17 protein-coding genes are annotated in these 16,820 nt (G+C 54.1%); 10 read left to right on the top strand and 7 right to left on the bottom strand.

What is annotated here, in order from left to right; all coding sequences use genetic code 11:
• Positions 1-40: 40 nt before the first annotated feature.
• Complete coding sequence (locus CSC3H3_RS06195; RefSeq protein ID WP_101286125.1) at positions 41-973, top strand: LysR family transcriptional regulator; 933 nt, start codon at positions 41-43, stop codon at positions 971-973.
• A gap of 148 nt (positions 974-1,121) precedes the next feature.
• Positions 1,122-2,318, top strand: a complete 1,197-nt coding sequence (locus CSC3H3_RS06200; protein WP_101284300.1) for a DUF3644 domain-containing protein — start codon at positions 1,122-1,124, stop codon at positions 2,316-2,318.
• Positions 2,319-2,365: 47 nt separating this feature from the next.
• On the opposite strand, the gene CSC3H3_RS06205 is transcribed toward CSC3H3_RS06200, so the two are convergent.
• On the bottom strand, positions 2,366-2,950 hold the full coding sequence (locus CSC3H3_RS06205) for a GNAT family N-acetyltransferase (RefSeq protein WP_101284301.1): 585 nt from the start codon (positions 2,948-2,950) through the stop codon (positions 2,366-2,368).
• Positions 2,951-3,048: 98 nt separating this feature from the next.
• Entirely contained in the window at positions 3,049-4,938 is a 1,890-nt protein-coding gene (locus CSC3H3_RS06210) for an ABC-F family ATP-binding cassette domain-containing protein (protein ID WP_101269457.1), read from the bottom strand.
• Positions 4,939-5,244: 306 nt separating this feature from the next.
• Between CSC3H3_RS06210 and ndk the strand changes: the two genes are divergently transcribed.
• On the top strand, positions 5,245-5,667 hold the full coding sequence (gene ndk / locus CSC3H3_RS06215; protein ID WP_101269459.1) for a nucleoside-diphosphate kinase: 423 nt from the start codon (positions 5,245-5,247) through the stop codon (positions 5,665-5,667).
• 193 nt (positions 5,668-5,860) lie between these two features.
• Here the strand turns inward: ndk and CSC3H3_RS06220 are convergent, their stop codons facing one another.
• Entirely contained in the window at positions 5,861-7,567 is a 1,707-nt protein-coding gene (locus tag CSC3H3_RS06220; protein ID WP_101284302.1) for a methyl-accepting chemotaxis protein, read from the bottom strand.
• Between CSC3H3_RS06220 and CSC3H3_RS06225 the strand changes: the two genes are divergently transcribed.
• Positions 7,566-7,745, top strand: a complete 180-nt coding sequence (locus CSC3H3_RS06225) for a hypothetical protein (RefSeq protein ID WP_101284303.1) — start codon at positions 7,566-7,568, stop codon at positions 7,743-7,745. The genes CSC3H3_RS06220 and CSC3H3_RS06225 overlap by 2 nt on opposite strands.
• A gap of 8 nt (positions 7,746-7,753) precedes the next feature.
• Here the strand turns inward: CSC3H3_RS06225 and CSC3H3_RS25090 are convergent, their stop codons facing one another.
• From CSC3H3_RS25090 to purM, 4 genes are all read right to left on the bottom strand, one after another.
• Complete coding sequence (locus CSC3H3_RS25090; RefSeq protein WP_281262538.1) at positions 7,754-7,888, bottom strand: hypothetical protein; 135 nt, start codon at positions 7,886-7,888, stop codon at positions 7,754-7,756.
• A 301-nt stretch (positions 7,889-8,189) separates the two neighbouring features.
• Positions 8,190-8,318, bottom strand: coding sequence for an aa3-type cytochrome c oxidase subunit IV (locus CSC3H3_RS24380; protein ID WP_157831849.1), 129 nt, complete (start codon positions 8,316-8,318; stop codon positions 8,190-8,192).
• 315 nt (positions 8,319-8,633) lie between these two features.
• Entirely contained in the window at positions 8,634-9,308 is a 675-nt protein-coding gene (gene purN / locus CSC3H3_RS06235) for a phosphoribosylglycinamide formyltransferase (RefSeq protein ID WP_101284305.1), read from the bottom strand.
• Positions 9,296-10,369: a phosphoribosylformylglycinamidine cyclo-ligase gene (purM, locus tag CSC3H3_RS06240; RefSeq protein WP_101269468.1), complete on the bottom strand. Its 1,074-nt coding sequence runs from the start codon at positions 10,367-10,369 to the stop codon at positions 9,296-9,298. Before purM ends, purN begins: the two co-directional genes overlap by 13 nt.
• A 294-nt stretch (positions 10,370-10,663) precedes the next feature.
• Between purM and CSC3H3_RS06245 the strand changes: the two genes are divergently transcribed.
• The 6 genes from CSC3H3_RS06245 to CSC3H3_RS06270 all read left to right on the top strand — a co-directional run bounded on the left by CSC3H3_RS06245 (position 10,664) and on the right by CSC3H3_RS06270 (position 16,746).
• Positions 10,664-11,800, top strand: a complete 1,137-nt coding sequence (locus tag CSC3H3_RS06245) for a DUF2066 domain-containing protein (RefSeq protein WP_245881304.1) — start codon at positions 10,664-10,666, stop codon at positions 11,798-11,800.
• Positions 11,801-12,013: 213 nt separating this feature from the next.
• A complete protein-coding gene (locus CSC3H3_RS06250) occupies positions 12,014-13,261 on the top strand; it encodes an AI-2E family transporter (RefSeq protein ID WP_101284307.1) in 1,248 nt (415 codons plus the stop codon).
• Positions 13,262-13,280: 19 nt separating this feature from the next.
• Positions 13,281-13,973 (top strand): HdaA/DnaA family protein, encoded by a 693-nt coding sequence (locus CSC3H3_RS06255; RefSeq protein ID WP_101269624.1) that lies wholly within the window; start codon positions 13,281-13,283, stop codon positions 13,971-13,973.
• 188 nt (positions 13,974-14,161) lie between these two features.
• On the top strand, positions 14,162-14,689 hold the full coding sequence (locus CSC3H3_RS06260; protein WP_101269471.1) for an ATP-dependent zinc protease family protein: 528 nt from the start codon (positions 14,162-14,164) through the stop codon (positions 14,687-14,689).
• Between the two features lie 70 nt (positions 14,690-14,759).
• Positions 14,760-15,665: a 30S ribosomal protein S6--L-glutamate ligase gene (gene rimK / locus CSC3H3_RS06265; protein ID WP_101269473.1), complete on the top strand. Its 906-nt coding sequence runs from the start codon at positions 14,760-14,762 to the stop codon at positions 15,663-15,665.
• 4 nt (positions 15,666-15,669) lie between these two features.
• Positions 15,670-16,746 carry a succinylglutamate desuccinylase/aspartoacylase family protein gene (locus CSC3H3_RS06270; RefSeq protein ID WP_101269475.1) on the top strand — a complete coding sequence of 359 codons (1,077 nt, stop codon included), beginning with the start codon at positions 15,670-15,672 and terminating at the stop codon, positions 16,744-16,746.
• Positions 16,747-16,820: the final 74 nt, after the last annotated feature.

Genomic DNA, 16,820 nt, shown 5'->3' on the forward strand with positions numbered 1-16,820 from the left:
CATCTTGACGGGGGAAATTTTATCAGTCAAATTGGTGTTTATGGTTCAAACTATTAATCTAAATGATATTGCGCGTTTTGATTTTAACCTGGCCATTGCCTTTATGGCGATCTGGCAGGAACGAAGTGTTTCGCGTGCGGCGGACCGTCTATCGCTGAGCCAGTCGGCGATCAGTGCTGCATTGGCACGTTTGCGCGAGGCGGCAGGTGACCCGTTATTTGTGCGTACACGCGGGGCCATGCAGCCGACCCCGCGCGCCATTGAAATGGCAAAAAGCATTGAACAGGGCGCACTGCTTATTCGGGGTGCTTTTGCCAGCGGGCAGGATTTTGACCCTGCCGCAGCCGTGCATCATTTTTCGTTGGGTATGTCGGATGATTTTCAGTTGGCAGTAGGCCCCGCCGTATCAAAGCGGTTATTGCGCGATGCGCCGAATGTTTCGGTATCCTTCCATCAAAGTAACCGCCATACCGTGGAAAAAATGCTCGATACCGGCGAGCTTGATCTGGCCGTTATTGCCCGCCCGCCGGAACGCTCCTGGCTGATGGCCGAACAGGTGTCGCAATCGGGCTATGCCTGCCTTTTTGATGCGCAGGCATGTGGCTGTGATCTGCCCTTGTCGCTGGATGATTATCTGGCACTGCCCCATATCCTGATTTCCTATTCCGGGCGGGAAGGCATCGTGGATGAAAAACTGCGCCCACTGGGTCGCAGTCGCAATATCCAGACCGGGCTGACGCAATTTGCCGCCGTACCATCGTTTTTGCGCGGCGTGGCGGCGGTTTCAACAATCCCGACCCATGCGGCAATGACGCTGGCACGGATCAGCGGTTTGCAGATATGCCCGCCACCACTGGATTTGGGGCACTATCCGGTTTCGCTGGTCTGGCGCCGTGAAATGCAGGACGACCCCGCCATCGCCTGGATGCGCGGGCTGGTTCGTGATGCAGTGAATGAGAATGTAAGCATTTAACAGGTAATTGTTTGTAGACGAGGTTCTTTAACAAAGAAGCTTGTAGTTTTATTAAATTTTGAGTTTTATTTCATGGGATATGTTTCATAGTAATGTACTCTATTGAGTAATAGTCTGCGCTTGTGGTCGGAATTTTTGGGGGGCGTGAATGGCAAAAAAAAACAAAGAGGGCACGTTAACAGCTGAAGAGAAGCCAATTGTAAAGGCATTGCTTTCGCGTGGGTGGCGAAATCAAGATATTCAGTATTTGTTGAATCGGGAAAGAGTTGCCACCATCAATAGTGCCCGGATAACCGAAGTCAAGAAGAATCAAGAAATTGTTCCTGCTAGTGATGATGACGTTGAGTTCTTTATTGTTAAGAAAAAATCTTATGATCCAGTGACGGGGCTAAATTTCTACGACGATGAGAGATTAATTCGTTCTCGAGAAGCAATGATTTTAGCTGTTCAAAGTTTCAATAGCCCTACTTTAAAATTTAAGACAGAACAATTTGCCGTTCAGTCCAACATAGCGTGGACATATTTGCTTCATGAATATTTTGAGCGGAAAATTGGAAAAATAGAAGGCAAGGATGGTCGGACTCTGCTCTTGTCTCAAATGATAAAACGTCGAGATTTTCCTTTGTCACGGGGCGTGGCTAACAATATCAGGGATATGATTGATATCCGACATAATGTCGAGCATAAGATTTTGCGGCATGCAGATAGGCAATTTTTTTCTCTTTTCCAAGCGAATTGCTTGAATTTTGATAAATCGATTTGTGAGCTGTTTGGTGAAAGACTATCTCTTCAAAACGAGCTTTCAATCGCTTTGCAGTTTTCGAGGTTGGATTTTACTCAAGCTATTGAGATTCAGAAGTTCGATGTGCCTGAACATATTGAAACCTTGAACGCTGATCTGCATAACCGATTGAGTGAAGATGAAAGGCGTGATTTGAGTTATAGGTTCCGTGTTGTTTATACACTCGATCATGCCTCAAAAAGTAAGGCTTATTTTGAGTTTATTCAACCTGGCTCAGAAGAAGGTAAAAAAATCCATAGCGTTTTAGAAAAACGAGTGATCGCTGACGATCAATATCCTCATAAACCTTCACAAGCTGCCAAAATGATAAAAGAGAAGTCGGGGCGGGAGTTTACATCTTATAATCATACCCAAGCATGGCGGCGTTATAAGGTGCGACCTACATCTGGATCTAAGGAGTGTGGGCTAACTAATAAGGATTTTTGTATTTTTCACAGATCTCATGGTGATTATACATATAATGATTCGTGGGTTGACTTTGTTGTGGAGAAAATTTCATCAGATGCGGAGTTTTCCGAGTTGAAGAAGGTATCTGTTCGATAATTCTCATGGTGCACGTTTGTTTTGTGAACAAAGTGTGGGTATGTGTTTTATTTAAAATTATTTTTGGCAAGCCAGGTTTCGCGGGTTAGCGACCAGTCAACTTCGTGCCAGCCCTTTTGGGTCATCCAGTCCGGGCCGGGGCGGCTTTGCGTCAGCGTGGCGCCAAACCAGGTGGCAAGATGGGTGATGCGACGATTGCCATTGCCGGTGGAGCCAGTAATGGTGCCAAGGCCCAGTTGGTTAAACCCGTAATCCAGCATCAGATTGATGGCATCTAGCGCCAGTCGATAACGCCCCCAGCAGGCCGGGGCCAGTTCCAGCCCCATAACTGCGACATGGGCGGGCATATCTTGCTGGCGCAGGCCAATGCAGCCCAGGATTTCGTCACTTTTGGCATCAAAAATGCCGATCTGGAAGTTTTTGCGCGGTGTTTCGGCCTGCCAGCCCAAAAAGCGTTCAAAAAGTGCGGTGCTGGTGGTGCGGGTTTCGGGGCTGTCGGGCTGGTTATAAAGGGCGCGATAGCGGGCATCCATTTGATAGGCAACAAAGCCGTCGCAATCAGCAGGCGTAAAATCGCGCAGGGTGATGCGATGATGTTTTATCAAAACCGGATTATTCGCAGCATTTGGCATTGGGTACCCGCATATGAAAATACCCGCCACATGCGGGGCGGGTATTTGTGCGGCCTGTTGGTTAAACAGGCAAGTCTTTATAAGGGGATAGGGGCGTTTTAGGCCACCAGCCCTTCATATTCTTCCTGTTTTTCAAGCCAGACATTTTCGGTTTCGGCAAGGTCGCTTTTAACCTTTGCCATATCGATTTGCAGCTTGTTCAAACGGTCGTTATTGCCGGATGTATACAGGGTCTGATCGGCCAGTTCGGCTTCGATGGCGGCAATTTTGGTGGTGCATTGCGCCATCTGCTTTTCCAGCTTTTCGATTTCCTTGCGCAACGGTGCGGCATTTTTGCGTTTTTCGGCGGCCGCCTGGCGTTCGGCCTTGCGGTCACGTTTTTGTTCTGGCGTTTGCGTGGCTTCTTTGCCTGCTTTGCGGTCCGCACGGGCACGGTCCAGCAGATATTGGCGATATTCGTTCACATCACCGTCAAAGCTGGTCACCGTGCCATCGGCCACCAGAACCAGCCGGTCGGCACAGGCCTCGATCAAATAGGGATCGTGGCTGATGATGATAACCGCACCTTCATAATTGTTGAGCGCATGGTTCAACGCATCACGGGCATCAATATCAAGGTGGTTGGTCGGTTCGTCGAGGATGAGCATATGCGGGGCATCCAGCGTCATCAGGGCAAATAGCAGGCGTGCCTTTTCACCACCCGACAGGCTTTTGACCTTTGTATTGCCTTTATCACCTTCAAAGGCGAAACGGCCAAGCTGCGCGCGCACCTTGCTTTCAATCGCATCGGGCATCAGGGCGGCAAGGTGATCGTAGGGGGTATTTTCCAGGATCAGCTCGTCGGTCTGGTGCTGGGCAAAATAGCCAATGCGCAGTTTGCTTGATGACTTCTTTTCACCGGCCATCAGTTCCAGTTTATCGGACAAAAGCTTTGCCAGTGTCGATTTACCGTTACCATTGGCACCCAGAAGGGCGATGCGGTCATCCATATCGATGCGCAGATTAAGGTTGCGCAGCACCGCCTTGCCGTTATAGCCGACTTCGCCATTATCAATGGTGATGAGCGGCGGCGGCAGTTCCTGCGGGCTGGGGAAGTCAAAGCTGATGGATTTGTCTTCGACCACAGCAATGGCCGGGCCCATTTTTTCCAGCATCTTGATACGGCTTTGCGCCTGTTTGGCCTTGCTGGCCTTGGCGCGGAAACGGTCGATGAAGGATTGCAGGTGTTTTTGCTGCGCGATCTGCTTGTCATATTGTTTGGAGGCAAGCTCCATTTGCTCGCGCCGGGTTTTGGCGAACTTGTCGTAATTGCCGCCATAAAGGGTTAGCTGCGCGTTATGCAGATGCACAATCTGCTTTGCCACCCGGTTCAGAAGGTCGCGGTCATGGCTGACCAGGATGATCGTGCCGGGATAGCTGATAAGATACTGTTCCAGCCAGATGGTAGCTTCAAGGTCAAGGTGGTTGGTCGGTTCGTCAAGCAGCAGCAGATCGGGCTGCAGGAACAGGGTTGCCGCCAGGGCCACACGCATGCGCCAGCCACCGGAAAAATCATCACAGGCGCGCAGTTGGGCTTCGCCATCAAATCCAAGACCCGAAAGAATGGCCGCTGCGCGCGCTTCGGCGGTGTGCGCGTCAATATCGGCCAGGCGGGTGTGGATTTCGGCAATGCGGTGGCCGTCGGTCGCGGTTTCGGCCTCGGCCAGAAGGGATGCGCGTTCGGTATCGGCAGCCAGAACCGTATCAAGCAAAGAGCGCGACCCAGCCGGGGCTTCCTGCGATACCATGCCCATGCGCACACGGGCATTCAGGGTAATGTCGCCACCATCAAGGGTCAATTGACCCGAAATCAGCTTGAGAAGGGTTGATTTCCCCGCACCGTTGCTGCCGATCAGGCCAATTTTATGGCCGGCCGGGATGGTAAGGCTGGTCTGATCCAGGATCACCCGGCCGCCAATGCGGTAGGTGACATTTGAAATATTCAGCATAACGGCGCCTGTATTAGGGAATCTGTTGTTTCGTAAGCCTCTCAATAGGGCAGGGGAGGCCGTTAGGCAAGGATTCTTCAAATTGTAATGAAGGTTGTCAGTGCGTGGGCTTACAGGGGAAAGGCCGCAGAAAAGCGGGCTTTTGCGCATGAATGTTAACCGCAGGGATGATTTTGCGCCGATGCGTGAAACGCAGGGCTGTAATGCGAATGGTTAACTATGTGTTGCTTTGCCACGAAAGGCCGTTTATATAGCGCCAACCTGTTTTGGGGGTAATGAAATTTTACAAGTAGCTAGGTGAAACCAATGGCTATCGAACGCACTTTGTCCATCATTAAGCCTGACGCAACCCGTCGTAACCTGACCGGCAAGATCAATGCAGTGATCGAAGAAGCTGGTCTGCGCGTTGTTGCTCAGAAGCGTGTCCGTCTCACCCGTGAACAGGCAGAAGGTTTTTATGCCGTTCACAAAGAACGTTCGTTCTTCGGCGAACTGGTGGACTTCATGGTTTCCGGCCCCGTCGTCGTCCAGGTTCTGGAAGGCGAAAATGCCGTTGCTAAATATCGCGAAGTAATGGGTGCAACCAACCCGGCAAACGCCGACGAAGGCACCATTCGCAAGCTGTTTGCAGAATCCATCGAAGCCAACTCGGTTCATGGTTCTGACTCGCTTGAAAACGCAGCTATCGAAGTTGCTTACTTCTTTGCCCAGACCGAAATCGTCGGTTAATCCGGGCCTGTCGCAGTAATTGCGGCGCGGAAGTAAAAAACACCCCGTACCGAAAGGTGCGGGGTGTTTTGTTTTGGGCATATGCCGGGCAGTTGTCCGTGGCGATGTTGCGCTCTCCGCCCGGACCTTCCGCTAGCGATGATCCGGGCTGGCAAAATACAAAGGCGGCCCTTGGTGCGACGGGCAAAGGGCGTTAGTTGCGCACCTGTTTGAAAAAACCATCCACCGAATGGCGCAATGAATTGGCGCTGGCACCAAGTTGCTGGGCGGCGGCGGCAAGGTCGCTGGCGGAAAGCTGGCTTTCATTGGCGGCATCGCGAATGGAACTGGCCTTCTGGGATGCCTGGAAGGTGCCATCCGATGCCGATTGAACGTTCTGGGCGATGTTGCGGGTGGCGTCGGCCTGCTGGGTCATGGCCTGGGCAATGGCCGAGGATATTTCATCCATTTGCGAAATCACGCGCGAAATTTCCTGAATGGCGGTGACGGATTCGCGGGTGGCGGTTTGAATGCCAGTGATCTGGCTGCTGATTTCATCGGTTGCGCGCGAGGTTTGGGTGGCAAGGTTTTTGACCTCGGATGCGACAACGGCAAAACCCTTGCCGGCATCGCCCGCACGGGCGGCTTCGATGGTGGCGTTAAGGGCCAGAAGGTTGGTCTGGTTAGCGATATCGGAAATCAAACCCAGAACCTGGCCGATGTGATCGGCCGAATTGGCAAGCCCTTCGACCAGTTCATTGGTGTGCTGGGCCTGGGTAACGGCCTGACGGGCAATTTCCGACGAACTGTTGGCCTGTTGCGTGATATCGCGAATGGATTGTGTAAGCTGATCAGCCGCCGTGGCAACGGTTTGCACGCTGCTATTTGCCTGGGACGAGGCATCGGACACATCTTCGGATGTGGAAACACTGGTGCGCGCGTTGCGGGTCAGGGTATCGGATGTATCGCTGATTTTGCCTGCCGCGCGGGTCACATTGGAAACAACGCTGGCAATTTCGTTGTCAAAGGCGGTAATGGCGGCGTTGCGTTTTTCATTGGCACGCGAAAGCTGTTCCTGCTGGCGGGCCTTTTCGGTGGAAAGGGTTTCGGCGCGTTCCATGGCCTGCTGGAAAATCTGCACAGACCGGGCCATTTCGCCAATTTCATCTTCATCATCAAGATAGGCGATTTCGGCCTGGGCATTGCCCGATGACAGGTCCTTCATGCTGCCAGACAGGCGGCCAATGCGCCCGGAAATGCGTTTACGTGCCGAGACTGTAAAAAAGCCTGCAACAACAAAGCCAAGAATGGTGATGATCGTCATGGTGATGACGGAACCGCGCACATGGGCGCGCATTTCTTCAACGCCGACATCCATATCATCGTGGATCAGTTCTTCGGCCTGATCGGCAAGGGAAATGAATTCGTCAAAGGTGGCATCAAATTTGGCATCGGCCTCGGACCCGGCCTTGAGGTTGGCACCGCTGCCCGCTGCCTCGCGGGCGTCATAGCGCTGATGGGCGCTAGCGGTGAATTCGGCAATGGCGGAAACCACCGTTTTCATCTTGTCGCGCACCGCCTCGCTTCTGCTGGCGATAAAGGTGCCTTCATCGTTGGCGCCACCATTAAGAATGGCATTTGCATACCATGCGCTTTCGGCCAGCAGGTCCCAGACTTCGTTGATGTCTTCGCTGCCGTCCCCCGACATGATTTCTTCAAAAACCAGATGCGCCTTTGTGGCGGTCAGTTTGATTTCCATGGCCGCATCGCCCAGCGGGGCAAGTTCGACGGAAACCCTGTCGCCTTCGTGGCCTGTGGCAATGGTGAAATAGATGCCGGCACTGCCAATGGCAGCGGCGATCAGGGCCATGGCGGCAAATGCCAAAAGCAGGCGCTGGCTGATATTCCGGGTAAGTGACATGGCGAAACCCCAATTTAGAAACTCAATTCGTAAATTGGGCGCCTTTGAAATTGTTCAATATCCAGATGCGCTAAAAGACCAAGAAACCGGCAATTTTGCCGATGGTCCAATGATCGCAAGCATCGCCCGGGCGGGCAAACTGGCCGGGATGGAGCCCGGCCAGTCTGACAGGATCTGATGGGGGAATCAGAGAAAAAAGATCATCAGGAACAGCAATGTTGCTGCTGCTGCCAGCACGTTTGTAAAAAGAAACCAGGCAAATTTATGCCATGACTTCCCTTGTTCCCGGACCAGATGAGGGTCGTATTCACTGCCTTGCATGTTTTCCTCCTTTAAGAAGGCATTGCTTGTGGCCAACGTTGATGTGACCCTTTTTTGATGGAATCATTAAGCAACACCAGAAGGGTGAATTTGTGCCGGGAATGTAACAATTTAATGGCGATCAAATTAAAAATTTTAGTGCAAAAATTGAACTTTTTCAGAGGGATAGCCCGTAAAAACCCTGACGCCATTCCGCCGTGAAAAAGGCAAAAAAAAGCCGCCTGTGCGCAACAGGCGGTTTAATTGCTGCCGGGCGCAGATGCGCCACGGGCGAAATTTTTAAAGTGTCAGGTCGCTGTTTTTACAGCAGAAAAAGCGCCATCAGAACGACAATCGCAATCACGCTGCCGGTGGCATATTTTACAAAACGGGTATAGCCAGCATAGATATCCTTGTGGGTGCTGGTCAGTTCGTAATCATTTCCCTGCACAGGGGCCTCCATCCGATAAAAGATTACAGCCAGAACAACAGGGCACGAAATTGCCATATTGGGGCGCCACCGGCCGCATTTTGCCAGGGCAATTGCGGTGGGGCAGACTGTTCTGGAGTCATTCTTGTTATAAACGCGGGCATCATCGCGTGCAAGACGGGTTTTGACAACATAATTCAACCATTTGCGTAAAACGCCATGGTTGAACAGGGCCGGTTGGGCAAAAGTGCGGCAACACCGGAATATGCGGCCGGGGGCTGGGCCGGGATGATGCCAGAAACCATGCTGGCGCCAGATCCGGCGCCAGCGGTTCTTTCATCCGTTTGCCAATACCGGGTTGATATGGGCGAAATCCGGGCTTTGCGAATCGCGCACGGTAACGCGTCCGTCTTCGCCAACCACAACCCGGTCTTCGGCGATCGCGCGAATCACCTGCGGATAGATCTGATGTTCCTGGCGCAAAATGCGCTGACCCAGGCTGTGGGCATCATCGCTTGCCAGAACCGGAACAACGGCCTGGGCAATGATCGGCCCTGCATCCATTTCGGGCACAACAAAATGCACCGTGCAGCCGGAATATTTAACCCCGGCGGCGATGGTCTGTTCGTGGGCATGCAGCCCCTTGAACGATGGCAGCAGGGACGGATGAATATTGATCAGCCGTCCTTCCCAGCGTTTAACGAAGCTTTCGCTGACCAACCGCAGATACCCCGCCAGAACCACAAGGTCGGCACCGCTTTGCGCGATCAGTTCGCTGACAGCATGGTCATAGGCTTCGCGCCCGCCGGGATAGCCTTTATGCGCAAGGCTTTTGGCCTCGATCCCGGCGTTGCGGGCGCGGTCCAGGCCTTTGGCATCGGGCTGGTTGGAAAAAACCAGGACGATTTCGGCCGGGTAACCGGCGCTATTGCAGGCATCAATGATGGCCTGCAAGTTGCTACCACTTCCTGAAACCAGAACTGCCAGTTTCAGCCGGTTTACTTTTCCCATGCCCGGCCCATGTTTTTGATGATGACCTGCGGGCCATCGCCAGCGCGCGGCCCGATGGTGCCGATCTGGCTGACGGTTTCGCCATGTTCACGCAACAGGGCCTCGGCTTCGTCAGCTTTGTCGGCCGGGACGATTACGCACATGCCAATGCCGCAGTTAAAGGTACGGGCCATTTCGGTTGCCGGAATGCCGCCTTCGCTTGCCAGCCATTTGAAAATCGGCAGGTAATCCCAGCAATCGGCATCAAAAACGGCAGTGGCATTTTCCGGCAGAACGCGCGGGACATTTTCCGTCAAACCGCCACCGGTGATGTGCGCCAGTGCCTTGACCAAACCGGCCTTATGCGCAGCAAGGCAGCTTTTGACATAGATTTTGGTGGGTTCCAGCAGGGCTTCGCCCACTTTCTTGCCCGGTGCAAACGGCGCTTCGTCGTCATAGGCAAGGCCTGCTTTTTCAACGACCTTGCGGACCAGCGAATAACCGTTGGAATGCACACCGCTGGATGCCAGACCCAGAATAACATCGCCTTCGGCAACATTGCTGCCATCAAGCAGTTCGCCACGTTCGGCCGCACCCACGGCAAAACCGGCCAGGTCATATTCGCCATCGGCATACATGCCCGGCATTTCGGCGGTTTCACCACCGATCAATGCACAACCGGCCTGTTTGCAGCCATCGGCAATACCGGCAACAACGTCGGTTGCCTTTTCAACGGCAAGTTTGCCTGTGGCAAAATAATCAAGAAACAGCAGCGGCTCGGCACCCTGAACGACCAGGTCATTCACGCTCATGGCGACAAGGTCGATACCAACGGTGTCGTGTTTGTCAGCCAGGAAGGCGACCTTCAGTTTCGTTCCGACGCCATCGGTGCAGGAAACCAGTACCGGGTCGTTATAACCGGCTGCTTTAAGGTCGAACAGTGCGCCGAATCCACCCAGTCCGCCGGAAACACCGGAACGGCTGGTGGCCTTGGCCAGGGGTTTAATTGCATCGACAAGGGCATTACCGGCATCAATATCAACACCGGAGTCCTTATAGGTGAGGCCGTTGCGGGCGGTCATGGGCGATCCTCGCACTCACTGAATTTGAAAGGGAAAGCGGGAAAGCCCGCGTTTTTCATCGTCACCCGGAAATTGGTAACATGGTAGCGATGATAAACGCGGACTTGATAAATTCCGCTGGCCCGAAAATACTCAAACCCGTGATGAATGCAATGATCTGCTGTGCATGGGAGACTTTTCTTTCCGTCATGCGTTACCTATGCAACAAGGTCTTTGTAAAGCCGCGCTGCTAGAAGGCACAGGCGAACCAAATTCAGGGGCCTGAACCATGACCAAACGGGCAAAGAGGCAAACGTGCTGGATCGATTAAAACCAATTCATCTGCTGACCGGAATGATCGCCGGTATTTTCGTGCTGGTTTCTGCCGGGAATGTTACCCGGGCATCAGCACAGGATTTGTATACTGTTAGCGGTGTTCATGTTGATGAAAGTGCCGATAGCGCCACAAAAGCCCGCGACGCGGCACTGGCAAGCGGGCAGCGGGTGGCATTTTCGCGCCTGATCAGCCGTTTGACCAGCGCGGATAGCGGCGCATCGGTTGGCATGCCCGACCAGAACACGATTACCAATATGGTGCGCGATTTTGGCGTATCGAACGAAAAAACATCGTCGGTGCGCTATATCGCCGATATGAGCGTGCGTTTTAAGGCCGATCAGGTGCGCCGGTTCCTACAGAATCGCAATGTGCCATTTGCCGAGACAACAGCGCGCAAAGTTCTGATTTTGCCGGTATTTTCAGACCAGGGTTATACCAACCTGTGGGATGACCCGAACCCCTGGCGTGATGCCTGGAACCAGGTTTCGGGCGAAAGCGGGCTGGTGCCCGTGACCCTTGCTGTGGGTGACCTTGACGATATTGGGACGGTTTCGGTGGACCAGGCCCAGGCCGGTGACCAGGCCGCGATTGACAAGATTGGCCAGCGTTATGGCGCAAATGTTGCCGTGGTCGATGCCAGCATCAGCGGAACGGGCGATGCGCAGGCGGTTGATGTGTCGGTAACCCGTTATGATGCATCGGGATCGCCGCAGGTATTTGGCGTGCATGAAAACATGGCTGCGGGCGAATCGGTTAACGATATGCTAAAGCGTGCTGCATCGGATGTGCGTTCCCAGCTTGAAAACAGCTGGAAACAGGCGAGCATGATCGATTATGGCGCCGGTGGCGAATTGATGCTGTTTATTCCGATTACGGGCATGGATGACTGGGCCGGTATTGAAAGCCGCCTTGAAAACCTGCCGGTGATCAAACTGATGCGGGTTGTCGCCATGTCGCGCCGCGAGGTGCAGGTCGATGTCGAATTTGCGGGCACCAATGACCAGTTCCGCGTGGCCCTGGCACAGCAGAACCTTGCCTTGCAGCAGATTGACCAGTTGTGGTTTGTCGAACCGTCGGGCAGCAACCGGCTGGCAAAGCTGATGGGCAATCCGTGATCGGGTAAATTGCCTTTCGTCCTGATCGGGCAATGATATAAGGCCATGTGGGCCGAAATTTATGCGGGCGCACGAACACGGGTCGTGTGCCCGTAAATTTGCGTTTACCCATCATCACGGGTTGATCTTGGTGATGGGGCGCGTTATTCGCCGCTGCTCCGGGGATGGGGTGGCATTTGCCATTGAACGGCACAGGGAAAACGGGAAACCGACATGACGATCCGCGATCAGGTGCGTTTCTGGCTTTTGGCCTGTGGCGCGTTCTTTTTTCTGATATGGCTGTTTTCGGGCATTTTGCTGCCGTTTGTGGCGGGCATGGCGATTGCCTATTTCCTCGACCCGCTGGCCGACCGCCTTGAAGCACGCGGCCTTAGCCGCACGCTGGCGACCACGATTATCACGGCGCTGTTTTTCCTGATTTTGGTCTTTGTGCTGTTGTTGATTGTGCCATTGATCGGCAGCCAGCTTGCCGGGTTCCTTGAACGTCTGCCGGGTTATATCAGCGACCTTCGCGCCCAGGCGGCCCCCTATATTCAGCATATTGCCGATAAAATCGCCCCTGAAACGCTTAACAGCGTTGGGGAATCGATTAAGGGGCAAACGGCCAATGCCATTAAGTGGGCTGGCAATATTCTGGGTAACCTTTTGACGGGCAGCCTCGCATTGCTGAATTTCCTCAGCCTTGTGTTCATTACGCCGGTGGTGTCGTTTTACCTGCTGCGCGACTGGGACAAGATTGTTGGCAAGGTTGATAGCTGGCTGCCGCGCTGGCTGGCGGGGGATATTCGCCAGTGTGCGCGCGATATTGACCTGACGCTGGCCGGGTTTGTGCGCGGGCAATCAACCGTCTGTTTGTTGCTGGGCCTGTTTTACGGGCTGGGATTAACGCTGGTCGGGCTTGAATTCGGCTTTTTGATCGGCCTTATGACCGGCATTTTATCCTTTGTGCCCTATTTCGGCATGCTGGTGGGGTTTGCCGTTGGGGTTGGCGTTGCCATTGCCCAGTTCGGGTTCGGTCTGAATGTTGTTTTTGTGGTGGGCGTGTTTTTGCTGGGCCAGTTGATGGAAGGCAATTTCCTAACCCCGAAACTGGTGGGCGATAAGGTTGGCCTGCATGCGGTGTGGGTGATGTTTGCCCTGCTGGCGGGCGGCGCGATGTTTGGCTTTTTGGGGGTTATGCTGGCGGTGCCGGTGGCAGCCGCAATTGGCGTTCTGGTACGCTATGCGCTGGCGCGCTATCTTGAAAGCCGCCTTTATGACCACGCGCCACAACCACTGGCCAGCCTTGCTGGTGGGGGCGATATGGATATGCCGGTTGCCAGCGCGGGCAGTTCTGCCAGCACGGCGGGGCAGGATGTGAATGCCAGCGTTGCAAGCCAAAAACCCGCCGGGCCGAAGGCTGCTGCCGATGGCGGCACAAATGATGGCAAGACTGGCGGATCGGACAAGCCGCAATCCTGATGAATTTGAAACCATAATTATGAACGCACCGACCATGGAAACCCTGATCCCGCAACAATTGCCGCTGGCGCTGGAAATGCGCCCGGCATTGGCGCGTGCGGATTTCATGGTGACCAATTGCAACCGCGAGGCGGTGGCCTGGATTGACCGCTGGCCGGAATGGCCGGTGCCAGCCCTGTGCCTTTATGGTCCTGCCGGGTCGGGTAAAAGCCACCTTGCCGAAGTGTGGCGTGCGCGATCCGGTGCCGCAAGTATTGCCGGAAGCGATCTGATCGGCGCAAATCCCGATGCGTTGCTGGGTGACGATACCGGCCTTGTGATTGAAGATGCCGATATGGCGCTTGATGAAACGGTGTGTTTTCACCTGTATAACATGCTGAAGGAACGCGGTGGGCATTTGCTGCTGACGGCACAACAGCCGCCATCACGTTGGAAGGTGGATCTGGCGGACTTGCGATCGCGCCTTGGCGCGGCATTGGTTTGCGAAATTTCCCCACCCGATGATGATTTGCTGGTGGGTTTGCTGATCAAACTGTTTGCGGACCGGCAAATTGCTCCGGCACCGCAAATTGTCGCCTATATCGTGCCGCGTATTGAACGCTCCTTTGCGGCACTGACCCAGCTTGTCGCCGCGATTGATCGCCGGGCACTGGCGGAAAAACGCGCCGTTACGCTGCCGCTGGTGCGCTCTGTCATGGAAGAAAACCAGTAACCTGCCGTTTTGATCGGGCTTGTCTTGAAATCGTAGCTGTGGCGTGTTAGCGGGCAGGCCACGGGCGTGCGGCTTTTCTTGCAATGCTTCCAGATCGTGCCAAAGTGAAAAAGTCCTGTGTCTTGCAAGAGGTGCGTTAACCTATTGGCATTATACAGGGTGCTTCATTAACAGGCGGGATCAGGTGTGTGGTCGAGAAACGCAGTACGGTTAAGAAGTCCCTTAAAACGCAAACCGATGCCCTGGTGGCGGGGGGGCATGTTCTGGGTTGGCGGGAATGGATCGGCTTGCCCGATTTTGGCGTGCCCCTGATCAAGGCCAAGGTCGATACCGGCGCACGAACGTCGTCTATTCATGCGACGCATCTTGAACTGGTCGAAATTGATCATAAAAAATTCGTCAAATTTGTCTTGCCGCATTATCGCGGGGATGGGCATGGTCCGATACATTGCAAGGCGCCGCTGGTTGCCATTCGCGATATTCGCAGTTCCAACGGCGAGCAGGACGAACGCTATATTGTCTCAAGCCATATCGCGGTGGGGCATCACCGGGTGAAGGTAGAAATATCGCTGGCGAACCGGTCGCTTATGGGCTTTCCCATGCTGCTGGGGCGCACCGCAATCAAGGCCGGAAGATTTTTGGTTCAACCGGCAAAATCTTATCTGGCGGGAAAGCCGGAACAGGTTTATATGGCCGATCCTTCGGTCACTGAATAAAGCTATCCGGCTGGTTGTTGTCCGGTTCGTCGGGTGTTCCACCTGGTCATGTTTAACGGGAGTCCATTTTATGAAAATCGCGATGCTTGCGCGTAACCCCAATCTGTATTCCCACAAACGGCTGGTGGAGGCCGCCGAAGCGCGCGGCCATCAGATCGACGTGATCAATACGCTGCGCGTTACCATGAACATCACCTCGCTAAAGCCCGAAGTTTATTATGGCGGCGAAAAGCTGAGCGGTTATGACGCGATCATTCCGCGTATTGGTGTGTCGGTAACGTTTTTCGGGCTGGCCGTGCTGCGTCAGTTTGAAATGATGGGTGTTTACCCGCTGAATGAATCGGTCGCCATTGGCCGCTCGCGCGATAAATTGCGGTCACTGCAAATTCTGGCACGGCGGGGTATTGGCCTGCCGGTAACCGCCTTTGCCCATGACCCGCGCAAAACCGACGAAGTTTTGTCCATTGTTGGCGGTGCGCCCGTGGTGATCAAGCTTCTGGAAGGAACACAGGGCATTGGTGTGGTTCTGGGTGAAACCGAAAAATCGGCCAAATCCGTGATCGAGGCATTCCGTGGTGCCAATGTGGACATCATGGTGCAGGAATTCATCAAGGAAGCAGGCAATACCGACATTCGCTGCTTTGTTGTTGGCGGCAAAGTGGTTGCCAGCATGGAACGGACCGGCGCGCCGGGGGATTTCCGTTCCAACATCCATCGTGGTGGTGTGGCCCGGTCTGTACGTATTACCCCGCAGGAGCGCGCAACAGCCGTTGAAGCCGCAAAGGCAATGGGGCTAAATGTTTGTGGTGTTGACATTTTACGCTCCAACCATGGTCCGGTCGTGATGGAAGTCAATTCCTCGCCGGGGCTGGAAGGCATTGAAGGGGCAACCGGCAAGGATATTGCCTCCATGATTATCGAATTCATGGAACGTGACTGTCGGCCCGGCAAGGTAAAGACCAAAGGCAAAGGATAAAACGTTGCAGGAATACGACGAAACGGCAGCGCAGAAGCGCCAGAAAAACCCTGATTTCAAACTTGGAAACAGGAAAGTCGCCCCGGGGGCCCGCCAGCTCGTTGATATTCCGATCTCGCTTTTATCGAACCACACACCGGTAAACCTGACGGTGAATGTGGTGCATGGCAAACGGCCGGGGCCAACCCTGTTTGTCAGTGCGGCGGTGCACGGGGATGAAATTGTTGGCGTTGAAATTATTCGCCGTGTTTTGAAATCCCCGGTATTGCGCCATTTGCGCGGTACGCTGCTGGCTGTTCCTGTTGTGAATGCCTTCGGGTTTTTAAACCATACCCGCTACCTGCCGGACCGGCGCGATCTGAACCGCTGTTTTCCCGGCAGTGCGCATGGGTCGCTGGCCGCACAGCTGGCACATCTGTTTTTGAAAGAAGTCGTTGAACGGTCCGATTTCGGGATCGACCTTCACACCGCGGCGGCAAACCGGGTGAATTTGCCCCAGGTCCGCGTGAATGAAGGCGACGACCATATCATGAAATATGCCGAATGTTTTGGTGCGCCGATCATTCTGACATCGCCACTGCGCGAAGGGTCGCTGCGTCAGGCGGGCAAGGATGTTGGTGTGCCGATCCTGCTTTATGAAGCAGGCGAAGGGCTGCGGTTTGATGAAATGGCCATTCGTGCCGGGGTTTCCGGGGTTTTGCGCGTGATGCGCGAATTGGGCATGATTGCCGAAAAAGCCGTGCGGGCACCGCGTGTGCCATCGTTTAAGTCATCGGCCAGCCAATGGTTGCGTGCGCCGGTGGGCGGCATGTTGCGCACCTTCAAACTGGCCGGCGAATTTGTGCGGGCAGGCGATGTTGTTGCCGCCGTTTCCGACCCGTTCGGGCAAAGCGATACCGAGGTGCTGGCAAAGCAGGATGGCCTGATCATTGGCCGCACCAATTTGCCCATCGTCAATCAGGGTGATGCGCTGTTTCACGTTGCGACCATCAAGCGCCCGGCAGAATTGCAGGAACGCATGGATGCCATCGAAACGCATCTTCAGTCTGATCCGCTGCTGGATGAAGACGAAATCATTTAAACCATGTGCCCAATTTCCGTATGATAACGGGCAAGTCACTGGCGCAGGGCGCTAGGCAATGTTATAGCAGGGTT

It is taken from the genome of Thalassospira marina (genome assembly GCF_002844375.1).
Lineage (GTDB): Bacteria > Pseudomonadota > Alphaproteobacteria > Rhodospirillales > Thalassospiraceae > Thalassospira > Thalassospira marina.

Coding starts and splice junctions, on each gene's coding strand:
- CSC3H3_RS06195 (WP_101286125.1), top strand. CDS start 41: ATGGTTCAAACTATTAATCTAAATGATATTGCGCGTTTTGATTTTAAC.
- CSC3H3_RS06200 (WP_101284300.1), top strand. CDS start 1,122: ATGGCAAAAAAAAACAAAGAGGGCACGTTAACAGCTGAAGAGAAGCCA.
- CSC3H3_RS06205 (WP_101284301.1), bottom strand. CDS start 2,950: ATGCCAAATGCTGCGAATAATCCGGTTTTGATAAAACATCATCGCATC.
- CSC3H3_RS06210 (WP_101269457.1), bottom strand. CDS start 4,938: ATGCTGAATATTTCAAATGTCACCTACCGCATTGGCGGCCGGGTGATC.
- ndk (WP_101269459.1), top strand. CDS start 5,245: ATGGCTATCGAACGCACTTTGTCCATCATTAAGCCTGACGCAACCCGT.
- CSC3H3_RS06225 (WP_101284303.1), top strand. CDS start 7,566: ATGGCGAAACCCCAATTTAGAAACTCAATTCGTAAATTGGGCGCCTTT.
- CSC3H3_RS06220 (WP_101284302.1), bottom strand. CDS start 7,567: ATGTCACTTACCCGGAATATCAGCCAGCGCCTGCTTTTGGCATTTGCC.
- CSC3H3_RS25090 (WP_281262538.1), bottom strand. CDS start 7,888: ATGCAAGGCAGTGAATACGACCCTCATCTGGTCCGGGAACAAGGGAAG.
- purN (WP_101284305.1), bottom strand. CDS start 9,308: ATGGGAAAAGTAAACCGGCTGAAACTGGCAGTTCTGGTTTCAGGAAGT.
- purM (WP_101269468.1), bottom strand. CDS start 10,369: ATGACCGCCCGCAACGGCCTCACCTATAAGGACTCCGGTGTTGATATT.
- CSC3H3_RS06250 (WP_101284307.1), top strand. CDS start 12,014: ATGACGATCCGCGATCAGGTGCGTTTCTGGCTTTTGGCCTGTGGCGCG.
- CSC3H3_RS06255 (WP_101269624.1), top strand. CDS start 13,281: ATGAACGCACCGACCATGGAAACCCTGATCCCGCAACAATTGCCGCTG.
- rimK (WP_101269473.1), top strand. CDS start 14,760: ATGAAAATCGCGATGCTTGCGCGTAACCCCAATCTGTATTCCCACAAA.